Source organism: Actinoplanes sp. GCM10030250 (genome assembly GCF_042666575.1).
Taxonomy (GTDB): Bacteria; Actinomycetota; Actinomycetes; order Mycobacteriales; family Micromonosporaceae; genus Actinoplanes.
This window is the reverse complement of record NZ_JBHTDO010000025.1, coordinates 89,637-104,844: the sequence shown is the minus strand read 5'-3', so window position 1 is coordinate 104,844 and position 15,208 is coordinate 89,637. Positions and strand designations below refer to the sequence as shown.

Annotated in this window: 13 protein-coding genes; 7 read left to right on the top strand and 6 right to left on the bottom strand. The window is 69.8% G+C overall.

Translation table 11 applies throughout. The features are described 5' to 3' along the window. Positions 1-172: 172 nt before the first annotated feature. The 3 genes from ACFQV6_RS28385 to ACFQV6_RS28375 form a co-directional block, all read right to left on the bottom strand. The gene (locus ACFQV6_RS28385) at positions 173-670 is read right to left on the bottom strand and encodes a hypothetical protein (protein WP_378030657.1); all 498 of its coding nucleotides are present in this window, start codon (positions 668-670) and stop codon (positions 173-175) included. A 181-nt stretch (positions 671-851) separates the two neighbouring features. Beyond that, positions 852-2,975, bottom strand: a complete 2,124-nt coding sequence (locus ACFQV6_RS28380; protein WP_378030656.1) for a M48 family metalloprotease — start codon at positions 2,973-2,975, stop codon at positions 852-854. A 368-nt stretch (positions 2,976-3,343) separates the two neighbouring features. Beyond that, the gene (locus ACFQV6_RS28375; RefSeq protein ID WP_378030655.1) at positions 3,344-4,762 is read right to left on the bottom strand and encodes a beta-N-acetylhexosaminidase; all 1,419 of its coding nucleotides are present in this window, start codon (positions 4,760-4,762) and stop codon (positions 3,344-3,346) included. Between the two features lie 25 nt (positions 4,763-4,787). Here ACFQV6_RS28375 and ACFQV6_RS28370 point away from each other — a divergent pair, with 25 nt between their 5' ends. Next, positions 4,788-5,333, top strand: coding sequence for a GNAT family N-acetyltransferase (locus ACFQV6_RS28370; protein WP_378030654.1), 546 nt, complete (start codon positions 4,788-4,790; stop codon positions 5,331-5,333). Next, positions 5,326-5,895, top strand: coding sequence for a GNAT family N-acetyltransferase (locus tag ACFQV6_RS28365; protein ID WP_378030653.1), 570 nt, complete (start codon positions 5,326-5,328; stop codon positions 5,893-5,895). The genes ACFQV6_RS28370 and ACFQV6_RS28365 overlap by 8 nt, the downstream gene beginning before the upstream one ends. Before the next feature lie 153 nt (positions 5,896-6,048). Here the strand turns inward: ACFQV6_RS28365 and ACFQV6_RS28360 are convergent, their stop codons facing one another. Then, the gene (locus ACFQV6_RS28360) at positions 6,049-7,002 is read right to left on the bottom strand and encodes a helix-turn-helix transcriptional regulator (protein ID WP_378030652.1); all 954 of its coding nucleotides are present in this window, start codon (positions 7,000-7,002) and stop codon (positions 6,049-6,051) included. A 65-nt stretch (positions 7,003-7,067) separates the two neighbouring features. Here ACFQV6_RS28360 and ACFQV6_RS28355 point away from each other — a divergent pair, with 65 nt between their 5' ends. From ACFQV6_RS28355 to ACFQV6_RS28340, 4 genes are all read left to right on the top strand, one after another. Further along, positions 7,068-8,045 carry an ATP-binding cassette domain-containing protein gene (locus ACFQV6_RS28355; RefSeq protein ID WP_378030717.1) on the top strand — a complete coding sequence of 326 codons (978 nt, stop codon included), beginning with the start codon at positions 7,068-7,070 and terminating at the stop codon, positions 8,043-8,045. Between the two features lie 2 nt (positions 8,046-8,047). Then, positions 8,048-8,785, top strand: a complete 738-nt coding sequence (locus ACFQV6_RS28350) for an ABC transporter permease (RefSeq protein ID WP_378030651.1) — start codon at positions 8,048-8,050, stop codon at positions 8,783-8,785. A 24-nt stretch (positions 8,786-8,809) separates the two neighbouring features. Next, entirely contained in the window at positions 8,810-9,889 is a 1,080-nt protein-coding gene (locus tag ACFQV6_RS28345; RefSeq protein ID WP_378030650.1) for a magnesium and cobalt transport protein CorA, read from the top strand. A 140-nt stretch (positions 9,890-10,029) separates the two neighbouring features. Then, positions 10,030-12,621 carry a lipopolysaccharide biosynthesis protein gene (locus ACFQV6_RS28340; RefSeq protein WP_378030649.1) on the top strand — a complete coding sequence of 864 codons (2,592 nt, stop codon included), beginning with the start codon at positions 10,030-10,032 and terminating at the stop codon, positions 12,619-12,621. A 108-nt stretch (positions 12,622-12,729) separates the two neighbouring features. Here ACFQV6_RS28340 and ACFQV6_RS28335 read toward each other — a convergent pair whose 3' ends face one another. Beyond that, entirely contained in the window at positions 12,730-13,554 is an 825-nt protein-coding gene (locus tag ACFQV6_RS28335) for a hypothetical protein (protein WP_378030648.1), read from the bottom strand. 212 nt (positions 13,555-13,766) lie between these two features. On the opposite strand from ACFQV6_RS28335, the gene ACFQV6_RS28330 reads away from it, so the two are divergent. Continuing rightward, positions 13,767-14,117 carry a PRC-barrel domain-containing protein gene (locus ACFQV6_RS28330; RefSeq protein ID WP_378030647.1) on the top strand — a complete coding sequence of 117 codons (351 nt, stop codon included), beginning with the start codon at positions 13,767-13,769 and terminating at the stop codon, positions 14,115-14,117. An 18-nt stretch (positions 14,118-14,135) separates the two neighbouring features. Here ACFQV6_RS28330 and ACFQV6_RS28325 read toward each other — a convergent pair whose 3' ends face one another. Continuing rightward, on the bottom strand, positions 14,136-15,122 hold the full coding sequence (locus ACFQV6_RS28325; protein WP_378030646.1) for a 3-oxoacyl-ACP synthase III family protein: 987 nt from the start codon (positions 15,120-15,122) through the stop codon (positions 14,136-14,138). Positions 15,123-15,208: the final 86 nt, after the last annotated feature.

Below are 15,208 nucleotides of genomic sequence, written 5' to 3'. Positions count from 1 at the left end.
CCTCGGCCAGGCGATTCGCTTGGTCAGACGGACGAAAAAGGGAGGAGAGCCTGGGCTCTCCTCCCTTTCTCGTGTCTCAGTTCTCTGCCTGCTCAGTTCTCTGCCTGCTCAGTTCTCCGCCTGCTCAGTTCTCCGCCTGCTCAGTTCTCCGCCTGCTCAGTTCTCTGCCTGCTCAGTTCTCCGCTTGGACCGGTGCGGGTTCCTCCTCGCCGGCGCCGGTGCCGCCGGGAGGGGAGGAGTGCGAGGGCTCGGGATCGTCGGCCGGCTTCGTGGACTCGGTGGGCGGCGTGGACGTCTCGCTGCTGGACGGCTCAGCCGACGGTGAGGCGGACGGGGAGCCTGAGGCGCTGGACGAGGGTGAGGACGAGGACGAGGGGCTGGTGTCCGCGGACGGATCGGCGATCGGGTCGGCTTCCGGGCGCGCCTGGCCGACCTTGATCGGCGGGACCGTGTAGCGCGTGACCGGGTCGGCCTCGGCCGGAGGCTCTCCGGCACCCGCCCCGCCGAAATCGACGGTTCCCGTGTCGTTGTCGGGAAACTGCTCTCCGACGGTGGACGGCCGCTCGTTCGGAGCCAGATCGACAGCACCGAGTTGAGCACCCAGCCACAGGGCCGGCCCGACACCGATCGCGATGATGGCTCCGAAAAGCGCCAGCGGACCCCGTTCCATGGACGCCTCCCCCGCTTCCAAGACGATCGTCGCGCCTCTGCCGGCTCCCTGCTACCCAATTAAGGCATGACTGAAGCGAACAATCGCTGAGCTAATTGTGACCCAAAGTGACGTAATGGTTGCTCATCCGTCGTGGATGAGACTCTGTCGCTTCGAGGTACGGGAGGAGCCTTCGACCGGTTCAGCGAGTACCGGCGAGGAAAGCCACCGCATCGCCCCAGGCGGACCAGCCACCAGGCAGTTCGTCGGCGTCCAGGGCGGGTCGCAGGGTGAGGTTGCCGCCACTTCGGAGGCCCAGCACCCAGCCGCGACGGCGCCCCGGCAGGGTGGTCACCGCAGCGACATCAGCAAATGCCACGAACCGCCCAATGTCCGAATTGCCGGAAGACGCAGCCTCCCTCTCCGGGGCGCCTTTCCCCTCCGGGGTGGCGTTCCCCTCCGGCGCGGCCTCCCCCGGCACCACTGAGGCCGGAACACCCTCCGCCGCGGCCCGGGTCAGCCGCCGTTTCGCCTCGGGAGTCCGTCCTCGTGGCAGCCCCGGCACCAGGTACAACCCCAGATCGGTGATCAGCAGGTCGGTCCGCTCGCCGTCGGCCGACAGATTGACCAGACCGCCGAGCACCCGCGCCCGGGCCGGCCCACCTCCGCCGGCCGGCGCGGCCAGATCAACACCGATCTTGTCGAGGTACGCCCGAACCTCCCCCACCGTCACCGGATCCGCGGCAGCCGCTGCCAGTTCGGCGAGGTTCAGGTACGCGCCGTCCTCGCCGACCACCTCTGCCGCACCCGTCCAGCTGTGCCGCCACCGGACGACACCACTGCGCAGGGCCGCCAGAGCGATCATCAGCCCCAGCAGTTCGACGATCCGTGTCGTCGTCTCCTCCGGTGTGCCCTGCGGGAAGAGCGTGCCGGCCGCCGTACGCAGCCGCCCGTCCGCCACCAGGTCGAGAACCTGCGCGGGCCCGGTCACCGGAGTTCCGGCCGCCCGCGAGAGGGTGGCGAGCGCGGCCTCGGCCTCCCGTTCCATCTCCGACGTACGCGCCACGCTGAGGCACTGATCCCAGCCGACGACTGTGCGCGCACCGGTCGGGAACGCCACCTCCTGCAACGCCAGCCCCAGTTTTGGCAGGTGCGGCACCAGCTCCTCGACCGGCGCCTCAGGAAGCTCAGCTTCCTCTTTGGACTCTTCCGCCCCAGAGGGGTCACGCGAAGCCTGCTCCTCGGTGACGGCTGAGGCTGCCGGGGAAGCGGAGGCGGCTGCCGAGGAAGCGGAGGCGGCTGCCGAGGAAGCGGAGGCGGCTGCCGAGGAAGCGGAGGCGACCGAGGATGCCGGGGAGGCGGCCGGGTCAGGAGCAGCGGGGGAAGCAATGGGTTCAGATGAAGCAGCCAGCGCCGCCAACCGCTCCGCCATCGGCGGGTGCGTGTCCCACGGCCCGGACGGCTCCGGCTCCTGCCCCCGAAGCCGCGTCAGATCCGCGGCCCGCGCGGCGAATACCCGCAACAACCCGCCGAACACGTCGTCCGGGACGTATCCCGCCTGCCATCCCGGCCCCAGGTACTCCGCGTGGAAAAGCTGCTGCATACCGGCCAGAGCGGGCAGGTCCCGCAGAGCCGCCACGGCCGGCTTCACCCCGGCGTGCTCGCCCGCGATCCGGTCCGCGGCCAGCTCCTGCGCCCGGCTGAACGGAGCGTCGACCCGCCGGTAGTAACCCGCGTAGGCGCGCAGCACCACACCCGCCGGATTTCTCCGGGAGATCCGTGGCACCACCCGGCCCACCGCCACCCGTCCCCGGTACGCCAGCGGCGCCCACCGGCTCAGCCGCGGCGACGAGTGCGCCAGCTCGTGCGTGACCACGGCTCGCAGCCGGTCCGGGTCCCAGACCATCAGCAGTGGAAGGCCGAGATAGAGGTCGCGGCGACCGCCGACGAACCCCAGTGCCCGGGTGCGTTCCCCGAGCACCGCCGTCGCGTCGGCAACCACTGTCACACCGTCCGGCGCGCTCACCCCCGCTGCCTCGGACGCTTTGTCGACCAGCTCCCACAGCTTCGGAGCGTCGGCGCGTGTCACCGCCACCCCGGCCGGGATCCGCAGCCGCGTGTGCAGCGCGCGCCAGGTCGCATAGCCGAGCGCACCGACGGTGGCGATGCTCAACGGCACGCCGACCCGGAGCGCGAAGGCGCTCGGGAGCAGCCACAACACCGCCCACAGGATCGCCAGCACCACTGCCAGCTGCAGCCCCGCGACGACCAGGAATCCGGCCAGTGCGGCGACAGATCTCCTCGCCGCTCGTGCACCGTTGCTCAAAGCCGTACCTCCCGCACCATCGACCCCACCCTAGGGCCCGAATTCGCACGCGGCCGTTTCGCACCCGTGCACGGAGATATACGGCCTCATGGCCGACCTCGATCAGACAGCCGCCATCGCTCCAACGGATTACGCACCCAGCTGGACCTGAGAGGCGCCTCGCGGCCGCAAAGACACCCCTGACAGCCAGCTGACTCACTCAGCTGGACCTGAGAGGCGCCTCGCGGCCGCAAAGACACCCCTGACAGCCAGCTGACTCACTCAGCTGGGCCCCAGAGGTGTCTCGCGGCCGCAAAGACACCCCTGAGAGCCAGCCGGTTCAGCACCTGCGGGCGGCGGGGCTGGGCTTGGTTACGGGGAGGGAGGGATCAGGGCCAGTCGATCTCGGTGGAGCGGTGGTAGGCGATGCCGGCCGCGTCCCAGCGGGGGCCGAAGGCGGCGAGCCGGGTGCGGAACGAGTCCCAGTCCCGGCTGCCCCGCGGTGACCAGCCCACCTCGGCGACGGCGGGCAGGCGGGGAAGCGTGAGGTACTGCACGTCCGCGAGCGTGCGCAGCGTCTCCGACCAGAGCGGCGCCTCGACGCCGAGCAGGGCCTCCTCACCGACGCCGGGCAGCCGGTCGGCCGGGTCCCAGTCGTAGGACTGCCGTACGCCGAGGAGGCCGGCCCAGTCGAGGCCGAGGTGGGTTTCCGCGTCGTACTTCATGTCCAGGTAGGTGCGGTCGGCGGGCGACATGATGATCTGCCGTCCGGCGGCCGCTGCCCGGGTGACGTTGGGCTCGTCGGCCTCGGGGCGCCAGTAGTGCACGACCGCGGTCTCGGGGAGGTCGGCGGCGGCGATCTCATGCCAGCCGATCGCCCGCTTGCCGTATTTGCCGGGGAGCGGGAGCACCCGGGCGAGGAAGGTGCGGTAGTCCTCGGAAGGCGTGGAGAGGCACTCGTCGCCGCCGATGTGCAGGTAGGGGCCGGGCGTCACGTCGCAGACGGTCTTGATCACGTCTTCGACGAACGCGTACGTCTCCTCCTTGCCCGCTACCAGCGAGCTGTAGCCGACCTCGGCGTCGGTGCGCTGGGAGACCGGCTGCCCGTCAGCGGTCAGCTCCGGGTAGGCGAGCTGCGCCGCGTTCACATGTCCCGGCATGTCGATCTCGGGGACGATCGTGACGAAGCGCTCGGCGGCGTAGGCGTTCAGGTCGGCGTACTCGGCGAGGGTGAGGAAACCGGGGCCGGTGCCGTCGACGCCGGTGCCCGCACCGCCGCTGACCTCGGTGAGCCGCGGCCACCCGGGGATCTCCAGCCGCCAGCCCTGGTCGTCGGTGAGGTGCAGGTGCAGGTGATTGATCTTGAACTGGACCAGCAGATCGATGTGCGCCCGCACCTCCTGGACGCTGAAGAAGTGGCGGGCCAGGTCCAGCATCGCGCCACGGTACGGATAGCGCGGCGCGTCCTCGATCACCCCGCCCGGCAGCTCGGGGCCGCCGAGCTGGAGGAGCGTCTGCACGCCCCAGAACAGCCCCTGTGGCGTTCCGCCGGCCAGCGTGACCGCTGACGAGGTGATCTCGAGCCGATAGCCCTCCGGCTCGAGGGAGCCGTCGACGACCAGGCGGATGTCACCGCCCGCCGCGACCTCGAGACCCAGCGCGGAGGCCAGGTGGCCGGCGACAGCAGCGGCTTCGGCGGCCGCGCTCACTGTCGTACCGGAAATGATCGTGAAGGTCGCGGCCGGGGCTGGCCGCACCGAGGCCGGCAGCGGAATCACATCGCTGAGCTGCTTCTTCTGGGCGCGCACTCTCAACACTCTAAACTGAATCCTCATGACGATCACCACGCGTCACGGCGTCCTCGGCGATGAGCAGTCACTGCACGACCTCGCCGCCCGCACCTTCGGCCTGGCCTGCCCGCCCGGCACGGCGCAGGCGGACATCGACGCGTTCATCAGCACGCACCTGTCCGTCGAGAGCTTCGGCCGCTACCTCGCCGACCCGGATCGGATCATCGTGATCGTGTCCGCAGACGATCAGCCGGCCGGATATTCGATGCTGATCCGCGGGCCGATCGCCGACCCGGACGTGGCCGCCGTGGTGGACGAGAAGACAACGATCGAGCTGAGCAAGTTCTATCTGTCCCAGGACCGGCACGGAAGCGGGCTCGCGAGCGCGCTGATGGCCGAGACCCTGGACGCGGCGGCGGCGACCAGCGCCGAGACCTGCTGGCTCGGCGTGAACCAGCAGAACGTGCGGGCGGCGAAGTTCTACGCCAAGCACGGCTTCGAGATCGTCGGGGTGAAACGGTTCCTGGTCGGCTCCGAGTGGCACGACGACCATATCCGGCAAAGGGCCCTATCCTTCGCGCATGGCTGAGGTACGCGCGGCCCGCGACGCGGATGTCGCGGCGATCTGCGACATCTGCGAGCGGGCCTATCCCGCGACCTACACCGGTCTGGTGAGCAGCGATTACCTGGACCGCATGCTCGCCGAGTTCTACCAGCCGGACCGCGTCGCGAAGGCGATCGCCCCGGCCCCGCCGGACTGGCTCGGCTACCAGGTGGTCGAGGAGCAAAGCCAGGTGGTCGAGGAGCAAAGCCAGGTGATCGAGGAGCAAAGCCAGGTGATCGAGGAGCAGAGCCGGGTCGTCGGTGTCGCCGCGGGTGGCATCACCTCGCCCGGCTCGGGGGAGCTCTTCATGCTCTACCTCGAACCAGGCGAACGCGGCCGCGGCCTCGGCACCCTCCTGCTCGACCGGGTCACCGAGCAACTCCGCGAGCTGGGCGCCACCGAGATGTGGGTGGCCGCACTGGAGGGCAACAAACTGGGCCTGCCGTTCTACGAGGCACGCGGCTTCGTCCGGCAGAGCAGGCGCAAGGCGTACGGGACGACTGACGCCGAGGACTACTGGTCCCTGCTCCTGCGCCGCCCGATCTGACCACCCCACTCCACCCCATCCCAGATTCAGAAAAGTTTATATAAGCGTCGGCTTAAACGTGACGGAAAAGTGTCGCACCCGGTCGATACCTTTATTCCTGCGGACCGGCGCCACGGGGGCGCCGGTCCGTCCATATAGGTCTGTCCATAAAGGTCAGGCTGCCCCGCGGGCCAGCACCTCGGCCGTCGCCCGCAGGCGTTCACGCAGCTCAGGGGGTGACTCCACGGTGAAGGGAGCGGCCATCACGCCCAGCACCATCACCGGCCATCCCAGGTCGTCGATGTTCATCCGCATGCGGCTCATGCCGTCCGGCAGTGACTCCACAGTGGCCCAATGGCCCACGGTCGCCTGGATCGCCTCCGCGGAAGCCTCGATGAGCACCGAGACGTCGTAACGGCTGGGGATGGCCGCGAGCCGGGAGCGCAGCCAGGCGACCGGGTCCTCGCCCGGCAGTTCGCGGGGGCGGAAACGGGCGCCGGTCAGCTCGGGTTCGACAAGGCGGTCGACCCGGAAGCTGCGCCAGTCGCCGCGATCGAGGTCCCAGGCCACCAGGTACCAGCGACGGCCCAGCGAGACCAGCCGGTGCGGCTCCACGAAGCGGCGCATCGTTTCGCCCTCGCGCGGGGTGTAGGTGAAGCGCAGCCGCTCCTCACCCCGGCAGGCCATCGCGATCGTGGTCAGCGTCACCGCGTCGAGGGTCGGGCCGCCGCCGAACACGCCGGGGGCGGTGACCGCCTGCAGGGCGTCGATGCGGCGGCGCAACCGCGGCGGGAGCAACTGGATGACCTTCGCGAGTGCCCGTACCGAAGTCTCCTCGAAACCGGCCACGGCGCCGGCGGCGGAGCTGCGCAGCCCGACCGCGATGGCGACCGCCTCCTCGTCGTCGAGCAGAAGCGGCGGCATCGCCGCGCCGGCCTGGAGCTGATAGCCGCCGGCGACACCGCGTGCGGCATCCACCGGGTAACCCAGATCGCGCAGCCGGTCGACGTCGCGGCGCAGCGTGCGGGGGCTGACCTCCAGCCGGTCGGCGAGTTCGGAGCCGGGCCAGTAGCGATGGGTCTGCAGCAGCGAGAGGAGCCGCAGCATCCGAGCACTCGTGTTCGCCATGACTTCAGGCTCCATCAATTTGCGGTCAGAAAGTGGCCGCTTCTCACCCTAGCGTTGGCAGCATGATGATTGAGACGACAGGGCTGACGAAGCAGTTCAAGGAGGTCCGGGCGGTCGACGGCCTCGACCTGACGGTGGAGCGGGGCGAGCTCGTGGCACTGCTCGGCCCGAACGGCGCCGGCAAGTCGACGACGCTGCGGATGCTCACCACGCTGATCCCGCCCAGCTCCGGCAGTGCCCGGGTCGCCGGCTTCGACGTGGTCCGGCAGCAGCGTGAGGTGCGGCTGCGGATCGGCTACATCGGACAGGGCAACGGCGCGGGCCACAGCCAGCGTGGTCGCGACGAGCTGATCAGTCAGGGCCGGGCGTACGGGATGCGAGTCCGCGCGGCCCGATCGCGAGCGGACGAGCTGGTCGGCTCCCTCGGGCTGGGCGAGGTCGCCGACCGTACCGTCTCCACCCTCTCCGGCGGCCAGCGCCGCCGCCTCGACATCGCGATGGGGTTGATCCACTCCCCCGAACTGCTCTTCCTCGACGAGCCCTCCACCGGCCTCGATCCGCAGAACAGGGCCAACCTCCAGGAGCACATCCTGGGGCTGCGCGCCGAGCGGGAGACCACGATCGTGCTCACCACGCACTACCTGGACGAGGCGGACTCGATGGCCGAGCGGGTGATCGTCATCGACCACGGCCGGATCATCGCGGACGACACCCCGCAGCGGCTCAAGGCGATCCACGTCGGTGACCGGGTGATCCTCGGCTTTCCCACGGAGCACGACGCCGTCGCCGCCGCCCGCGTTCTGGACGTCGATCGCCTCGACGCCGATCGCCTCGGCCTCGAGGTGCGGGTGACCGCGGAGGACGGCCCGCGCCTCGCCCCGAAACTGCTGGAGGACCTGCGTTCGGCCGGGCTCACCGCCGCCGCGATCGAGGTCACCCGGCCCACCCTCGACGACGTCTTCCTGAAGCTCACCGGCCGCAGCCTTCGCGAGGGCGGCACCGCTGAGGAAGCCGGCGCCCAGCCCGAGCTCGTGGAGGCCTGATCATGACCACGCTTGTCACCGACACCCGAGTCGTCTTCAGCCGGGAATTGCGCCCGCTGGTCCGGGACCCGTTCTCGGTGATCTTCTCGATGGTCCAGCCGCTCTTCTTCCTTGCCCTGTTCGCGCCGCTGCTGCCCGGCGAGGAGTCCCTGCAGTGGTTCGTCCCGGGCATCATCGTGATGTCCTGCCTCTTCGGCTCCTCGATGACCGGCTCCAACCTGCTCTTCGAGATCCAGACCGGATCACACGAGCGGATGCTCGTCACCCCGCTGCGGCGGCCGGCCCTGCTCATCGGGCGGGCGCTCAAGGAGATCGTGCCGATGATCGCCCAGGCCGCCCTGATCGTCGCCGTCTGCATCCCGTTCGGCTTCGAGCTGCACCTCGGCGGCGCGCTGCTCGGCGTGCTGATCCTGGCCGGCTTCTGCATCGGGCTCGGCGCGCTGTCGTACACCCTCGCCCTTGCCTCGAAAAACCGGGAGTGGCTGTTCTGGACCGTGCAGCAGACGCTGCTCTTTCCGCTCCTGCTGCTCGCCGGGGTGCTGCTGCCGATCGACAACGGTCCGGGCTGGCTGCGGGCTCTCTCTCAGTTCAACCCCATGACGTACGTGGTGAACGCCGAACGCGCCCTCTTCGCCGGTGACGTGTTCTCCCGCGGCACGGTCGAAGGCCTGGTGGCGGCGGCCGGCATGGCGGCGCTCGGATTGTTAGTCGGCGTACGGGCCATGCAGCGCTCGGACTGATCGCCGAGCCGCTACCTTTCTCGAATGCTCGGTCGTCGAACGTTCAGCCGGCTGCTGGAGAACCTCCAGCGGCCGGCCGGTCCCCTCCCGGCGCAGCGGCGCGGCAATCCGGACGCGGTCGTGGACTGCGCCGTCTACGTCGCCGGTGCCCGCCGCGGCGGATCCGGGCAGCTTCCCTACCCTGAGGCGGCCCGGCTCGCCCGGCGCCGCGGCGCGTTCGTCTGGCTCGGCCTGCACGAACCGGACCTGGCGACGATGAGCGCGGTGGCGCGGGTGTTCGAACTGCACGAACTGCTCGTCAACCAGGCGGTCTCCGGCGGGCACCGGCCCGGGGTGGAGACGCTCGGCGAGGTGACCCGGCTGGTGCTGCGTACCGCGCGCTACGTCGAGCACGACAAGCTCACGGCGACCTCCGAGGTGGTCGAGACCGGCGACGTCACGGTGCTGATCGGGCCCTGGTTCGCGATCACCGTGCGGCACGGGCCGGTCGGTCCGCTCTGGGCGGTACGCCGCGAGCTGGAGGAGCGCCCGGAGGTGCTGCGGCAGGGGCCGTGGTCGGTGGCGTACGCGGTGGGCAGCCGGATGGTGGACAGCTACCTGGACGTCGCCGAACACGTGGAGCGGGATCTGGAGCGGATCGAGGAGGAGACCTTCGCGACCTCCCGCACGTCCGAGTTCGCCCACATCTACCAGCTCAAACGCGAGATGGTCGAGTTCAAGCGGGCGGTGCTGCCGCTGGCCGGCCCGCTGTCGCGGCTGCTCGGGATGAGCGGGGTGCCGAGCGAGCTGGTGCCCTATCTGGTGGACGTGCAGGGCCGGCTGGCGCGGGCGGTGGACCGGGTCGCCGGCTTCGACGACCTGCTGAACTCGATCCTCCAGGCGCGGCTGGCACAGGTCTCGGTGGACCAGAACCACGACATGCGCAAGATCGCCGCGTGGGCCGCGATCGCCGCGGTGCCGACGGTGATCGCCGGGATCTTCGGGATGAACTTCGCGGAGATGCCGGGGCTGGACTCGCCGTACGGTTTCGCCGCCGCGATCGCCTCGATGGCGGTCATCGGCGGAGGCGTCCATCACAAGCTCAAGCGGTCGGGCTGGCTCTAATAACTCAGTGTGATTTCAAGCTCGGCCGATCGGCCCATCTTCCCGACTATACGGAGGTCAAAGCCAGGCATCCCGCCCTAGCGATAAACACAGCGAGTTACTAACTTGCTGAGTGGGTCGATCTTTGGGGGACTGACGCAATGACGGCAACCGACGCCGCGCCACAGCACGCCCGGCCGGGGCGGACGGGTGAGCGAGGCATCCTCTCCGCGTTGAAGGGGCACGTCGACCTCTTCCTGAACGCCGGCTCGCTGATGGCCACGACGCTCATCACGTCGCTCTTCGGGTTCGCGTACTGGTGGGTCGCGGCCCACGTGGCACCGCTGGAAGCTGTCGGTCAGGCCTCCGCCGCGGTCTCGGCGATGACTCTGATCGGCACCATCGGCATGTTCGGCATGGGCACCATGCTGATCTCCGAACTTCCGGCGATCGCCCGGGGCCGGTGGGACCTGATCTCCACCTGCATCCTGACCGCCGGTACCGCGGCCACCGTCGGCGGCCTCGCCTACGTGGCAGTGGCGCACCTGTGGGTGCCGGGCCTGAAGGACGCGCTCGGCGGCAACGCCGCGACAGTGCTGCTGGTCGCGGGCATCGCGCTGAACGCCATGACGCTGGTGCTGGACGAGGCCATGGTCGGCCTCCTGCAGGGCCCGCTGCAGCTGATGCGCAACGCCTGGTTCTCGGTGATCAAGCTGGTGCTGCTCGGCCTGGTGGCCGTGCTGCCGGGCACCCTGACCGGCGGCGAGCTGCTGCTGACCTGGGTGGCGGGCATCGTCACGTCCACCGCGATCCTGTTCCGGGCACTGCGCCGCCGCGGCATGATCGACTCGCTGCGGCCCGGCGTACGGCAGCTGCGCGGCCGCGGCCGGGCGACCTTCGACCACAACCTGCTCAACCTGGCGACCTACCTTCCCCGAGCCGCGCTGCCGCTGGTCGTGACCGCGGTGCTGTCGGCCGAGGCGAACGCCGCCTTCTACACGGCGTTCATGGTCCTGTCGTTCCTGGCCATGGTGCCGGGCAACGTGGCGCTGACGCTCTTCGCGGTGACCGCCGGCGACAGGACGGCACTGCGCTCGAAGGTACGGGTCGGCCTGCTGATCTGCTTCGCCGTCGGTTTCCCCGCGTCGCTCGTGGTGTTCTTCCTCGCCGAGCCGATCATGTCGGTCTTCGGCGCCGAGTACGCGGCGACCGCCGGTGACGCGCTCGCCATCCTGGCGCTGACCTACGTGCCGTTCGTCTTCCACCACTTCTTCCTGGCCATCTCGCGGGTCAACAACCGGCTGCGCGGCGCGGGGATCTTCTCGGTCTTCGCCGGCGTCGCCGAGTTGCTGGCCGCCTGGTACGGCGGGGAGCAGAACGGCTTGAACGGGCTGGTCACCGCGGTCGTCATCGTGATGGCGATCGAGATGGTGCTTGTCGGCCCGACGGTGCTGAAGGTCGTCTTCGCCCCCGTCAAAGACTTGTCCGCGGTAGCAGAGGGAGTTGAAGTGATGTCCACCACCAGCCTGACCTTGCGCGAGCGCGCATGGCTGCCGCTGGAGTACATCCGCACGGTCGGCCCGCTCACCGGGGTCACCGCCGAGCGGGTGCGCAACGCGCTGATCGGTCTGCACACCGCCGACCCGACCCACCGTGCCGTCTCCCGGCTGGACCGCTCCGGCGCCAACTGGCAGCACATGGACGCGGCCTCGTTCTCCGGGTACGTCTACGAGGCGGTGACCGATCTCGGCCACGGTCCCGTGGACTTCGACGCGATGACCCGCCACCTCCAGGCCGAGCCACGGGCACACCACCCGGTGCGGATCCTCGTCGGCGGCGGCTACTTCGCGATGAAGGTCTCGCACGCGTACGGCGACGCCGGCCCCGTGAACACGCTGGTGCACGAGCTGGTCCAGGCCGCCTACGAGGGCCGGGCCGCTCGGATCGCCCCGGCGAAGCGGCACCGTACGGCACTGGTGAAGGCGTGGTGGAAGCAGTTCGGCCTGCACCCGGACCGGTGGAAGCAGGGACTCAGCTTCGCCCGGCCGCCGCACACCGAGGACGCGCCGACCCGTCCCTGGCAGGCGAACCTGACCGTTCGTACGGCCCGGTCCGCTCGGGTGCTCGGCGAGATGCGCACCTGGCGCGATCAGTACGCGCCGGGCGTCACCACCTCGGCGATCACGTTCGCGGCGTTCACCGCGGCCCTGCGCGAACTCGGGTTCCAGCCGGACCTGCGCGGCGGGACCTTCCTCGCCGACGGCCGCCGGTACCTGGAGAAAAACGTCAGCATCGACAGCAACTTCTGCCAGGGACCGTTCCTGGCGCCGGCGAGCCTGACCGACCCGGTCGCCATCCATCAGACGCTCAAGGCGGAGCTGGCCACCGGCCGGATCCTGACCATGATGCTGCTGCGGGAGGGCAAGATCCTGCTGACCGGGGCGCCCGGCATGCCGGACCCGTACCCGGTGGAGGTGGCGATGGAGCCGCAGCCGAGGCTGACGTTCAGCAACCAGGGACGGCACGATGTCCTGGGCGACCTGCCCTGGGGGGTCGGGCCGGCGGGGCGGGTGAACCAGAGCGTCCCGACGCTGAACGGGCCGGAGGGCATCACGCTGACCACCAGCGAGATGAACGGGGTGCTGCACCTGGAGGCCACGTTCCACGCGAGCACCTACGACCCGATGGTGGTCGCCCGGGCTCTCGACCTGGTGTGCTCGGATCCGGCGGGTCTGATCATGGCGTACCGATGAAGTGATCAGCCGGCGCAATTGATCATGCGCGTCGTGAGGAAATGATTTTGGAAAGACCAAAAATGTGACGCGCGGCTGGCCGCGCGTCACATTTTCAGTGCTCAGATGCTAGTTACCGCGAGGACCGCCCGGGTGGTTCGGACCCGGGTTGTTGGGCCCGGGGTTGTTCGGGCCGGGGTTGTTCGGGCCCGGGTTGTTCGGACCCGGGTTGTTCGGACCCGGGTTGTTCGGCCCAGGGTTGTTGGGGCCGGGGTTGTTCGGCCCAGGGTTGTTCGGCCCGGGGTTGTTCGGGCCCGGGTTGTTCGGGCCGGGGTTGTTCGGCCCCGGGTTGTTCGGCTTACCGGGCTGGCCCTGGCCACCGGGCTTGCCGGGGTTGTTGTGGCCAGGGCCGCCCCCGGGACCGTGGCCCCCGCCCGGGCCGCCCGGCCCCGGACCGCCCGGGTGGCCGTGCCCGGGGCCGCCCGGACCGCCGTTGCCACCCGGGAAGAACTTGCGCTGCACCGGCAGCGAGAGCATCGCGGTGCGCGTCTGCGTGCGGGACTTGAAGCCGCACTCGTCGTACGAGATGGTCGCCCAGAGCTTCGCCACACCGGTGGTCTGCTGGAACGGCGTGACCCGGACCCGGGTGAAGTCGGTGCGGCCCGGCCGCAGCGTGTTGCCGCGCGACAGCGTGCCGGACCTGCGGAAGCCCAGGTGGTCGACCTTGACCCGGTCGCCCCGGACGCGCACCGCGACGTCACAGATCCGCCGGTCGGTACGCCAGTGGATGTTGACCCAGCTGCTGGTGCCCGCCGGAACCTTCTGGAGCCAGCTGGAGACCGGCTGAGGTCCGCGAACGATCGCTGAGGCCGGAGCCGCCGCCGTCACCGCACCGATGCCGGCCGCGGCCGTGGCCATGGCGACGAGCGCTCCGATTCGCCGACTCTTCTGCATTAGGAATCCCTCCAGTGCTGATGATGTCCGCGGCGGGGGCTTGCCGCTGACAAAACGGACACTATGGGAATTCACCGCATATCTCAGTGTTTCTAGCGGCGTTTCGACCGGAAAACACATTTCTGTACAAAATGTTTAGAACGGCTCAACCGAAAAGATGATGTTGAGGGTCGGCCGACTGAACAGGACCGGACCCGGGTAAATCGGCGGGCATGACACAGAACAGCGAAACCGCACCCGAAGACCTCGGTGCCCCGGTGTCGTTCCTGGTCCTTGCGGACGGCACGGCCGTGTACGACCGCTCCGGCGACCCGGTCGGCAAGGTCGAGCACGTGCTCTCCGACGAGCGCGAGCACATCTTCCACGGCCTGCTGATCACCACGAGCGAGGGCCACCGGTTCGCCGGCAGCGACCAGATCGACGGGCTCTTCGAGCACGGCGTGATCGTCAGCGAGCCGGCCGACCGCCTGGCGACGCCGAGCGCCGAGGCGGCGGCCGAACTGTCCGAGAGCCACACCCCGGCGCTGAAGAAGGCCTGGGACTGGCTGATTCAGCCCAAGTAGAGCTCAGCGGCGCGGGAGTCAGTGACCCCAGCGCAGCAGGCAAGCGCCCATCGACATGCCCCCGCCGAACCCGGCGAGCATGACCAGCTCACCGTCGCGCAGTGACCCGTTGCGGGCCGCCTCGTCCAGGGTGACCGGGAGCGAGGCGCTGCCCACGTTGCCGTACCAGGGCAGCGTCAGGTGGGTGTGCGCGTTCTGGAAGCCCGCCGCCTCCACCAGCTCCTGCAGCATGATGCCGTTGGCCTGGTGCGGGACGAAGTGGTCGACGTCCTCCGCCTTGAGGTTGGAGCGCCGCAGCAGGGCGTCGAGGGCCGGCGGCACCGCGGTGGCGACGAAATCCCGGACGCCACGGCCGTTCATCCGGAAGTAGTGATCGCCGCCGGCCACCGTCTCGGCGGAGGCCGGCAGCCGGCTCCCGCCGCCCTTCACGTAGATCAGGTCGTTCGCGTCGCCCCGGGAGGCGAGGTCGATGTCGACGATCCCGTACCCCTCGGGCACCGCGCCGACCACCGCGGCACCGGCGCCGTCCCCGAAGAGGACCGCCGTGCGACGGTCGCCGAAGTCGAGGATCCGCGAGTAGACGTCCGAGGCGATGACCAGGACCAGCGCGCCCGGGTTCGCGGCAACCAGACCGTTCGCCACGTTGAGCGCGAAGACGAACCCGGCGCAGACCGCGTTGACGTCGAAGCACGCGGCCCGGTCGGCGCCGATGGCGTACTGGACCAGGTTCGACGTGGGCGGCTGCGGTGAGTCGCCGGTCGAGGTGGAGACGATCACGTAATCGATCTCCGCCGCCGTGACGCCCGCGCGTTCCAGGGCCGCGCGGGCGGCGTTCGCGGCGAGATCGGACGCCGCCTCGTGCGGGGCGGCGAACCGGCGCGCCTCGATCAGGGTCTTGCGGGAGACCCACTCGGGGTCCGCGTCCGGCACGAGCTCCCGAAGGTCCACATTGGTCACGACCTTCGCCGGGAGGTACGAACCAGTCCCCAGAATGCCGACCGCCACTTGTCTCTCCCCTGCTCGGAATTCAAGCCGTCAAAACCCTAACCACCAGGTCAGACGCCGTGCGGGTAGATCCACTGCCGGTTCGG

What these genes read in the sequence shown, in the direction of transcription:
- ACFQV6_RS28385 (WP_378030657.1), bottom strand. Translation starts at nt 670, where the DNA reads ATGGAACGGGGTCCGCTGGCGCTTTTCGGAGCCATCATCGCGATCGGT.
- ACFQV6_RS28370 (WP_378030654.1), top strand. Translation starts at nt 4,788, where the DNA reads ATGACGATCACCACGCGTCACGGCGTCCTCGGCGATGAGCAGTCACTG.
- ACFQV6_RS28365 (WP_378030653.1), top strand. Translation starts at nt 5,326, where the DNA reads ATGGCTGAGGTACGCGCGGCCCGCGACGCGGATGTCGCGGCGATCTGC.
- ACFQV6_RS28360 (WP_378030652.1), bottom strand. Translation starts at nt 7,002, where the DNA reads ATGGCGAACACGAGTGCTCGGATGCTGCGGCTCCTCTCGCTGCTGCAG.
- ACFQV6_RS28355 (WP_378030717.1), top strand. Translation starts at nt 7,068, where the DNA reads ATGATTGAGACGACAGGGCTGACGAAGCAGTTCAAGGAGGTCCGGGCG.
- ACFQV6_RS28350 (WP_378030651.1), top strand. Translation starts at nt 8,048, where the DNA reads ATGACCACGCTTGTCACCGACACCCGAGTCGTCTTCAGCCGGGAATTG.
- ACFQV6_RS28345 (WP_378030650.1), top strand. Translation starts at nt 8,810, where the DNA reads ATGCTCGGTCGTCGAACGTTCAGCCGGCTGCTGGAGAACCTCCAGCGG.
- ACFQV6_RS28340 (WP_378030649.1), top strand. Translation starts at nt 10,030, where the DNA reads ATGACGGCAACCGACGCCGCGCCACAGCACGCCCGGCCGGGGCGGACG.
- ACFQV6_RS28335 (WP_378030648.1), bottom strand. Translation starts at nt 13,554, where the DNA reads ATGCAGAAGAGTCGGCGAATCGGAGCGCTCGTCGCCATGGCCACGGCC.
- ACFQV6_RS28330 (WP_378030647.1), top strand. Translation starts at nt 13,767, where the DNA reads ATGACACAGAACAGCGAAACCGCACCCGAAGACCTCGGTGCCCCGGTG.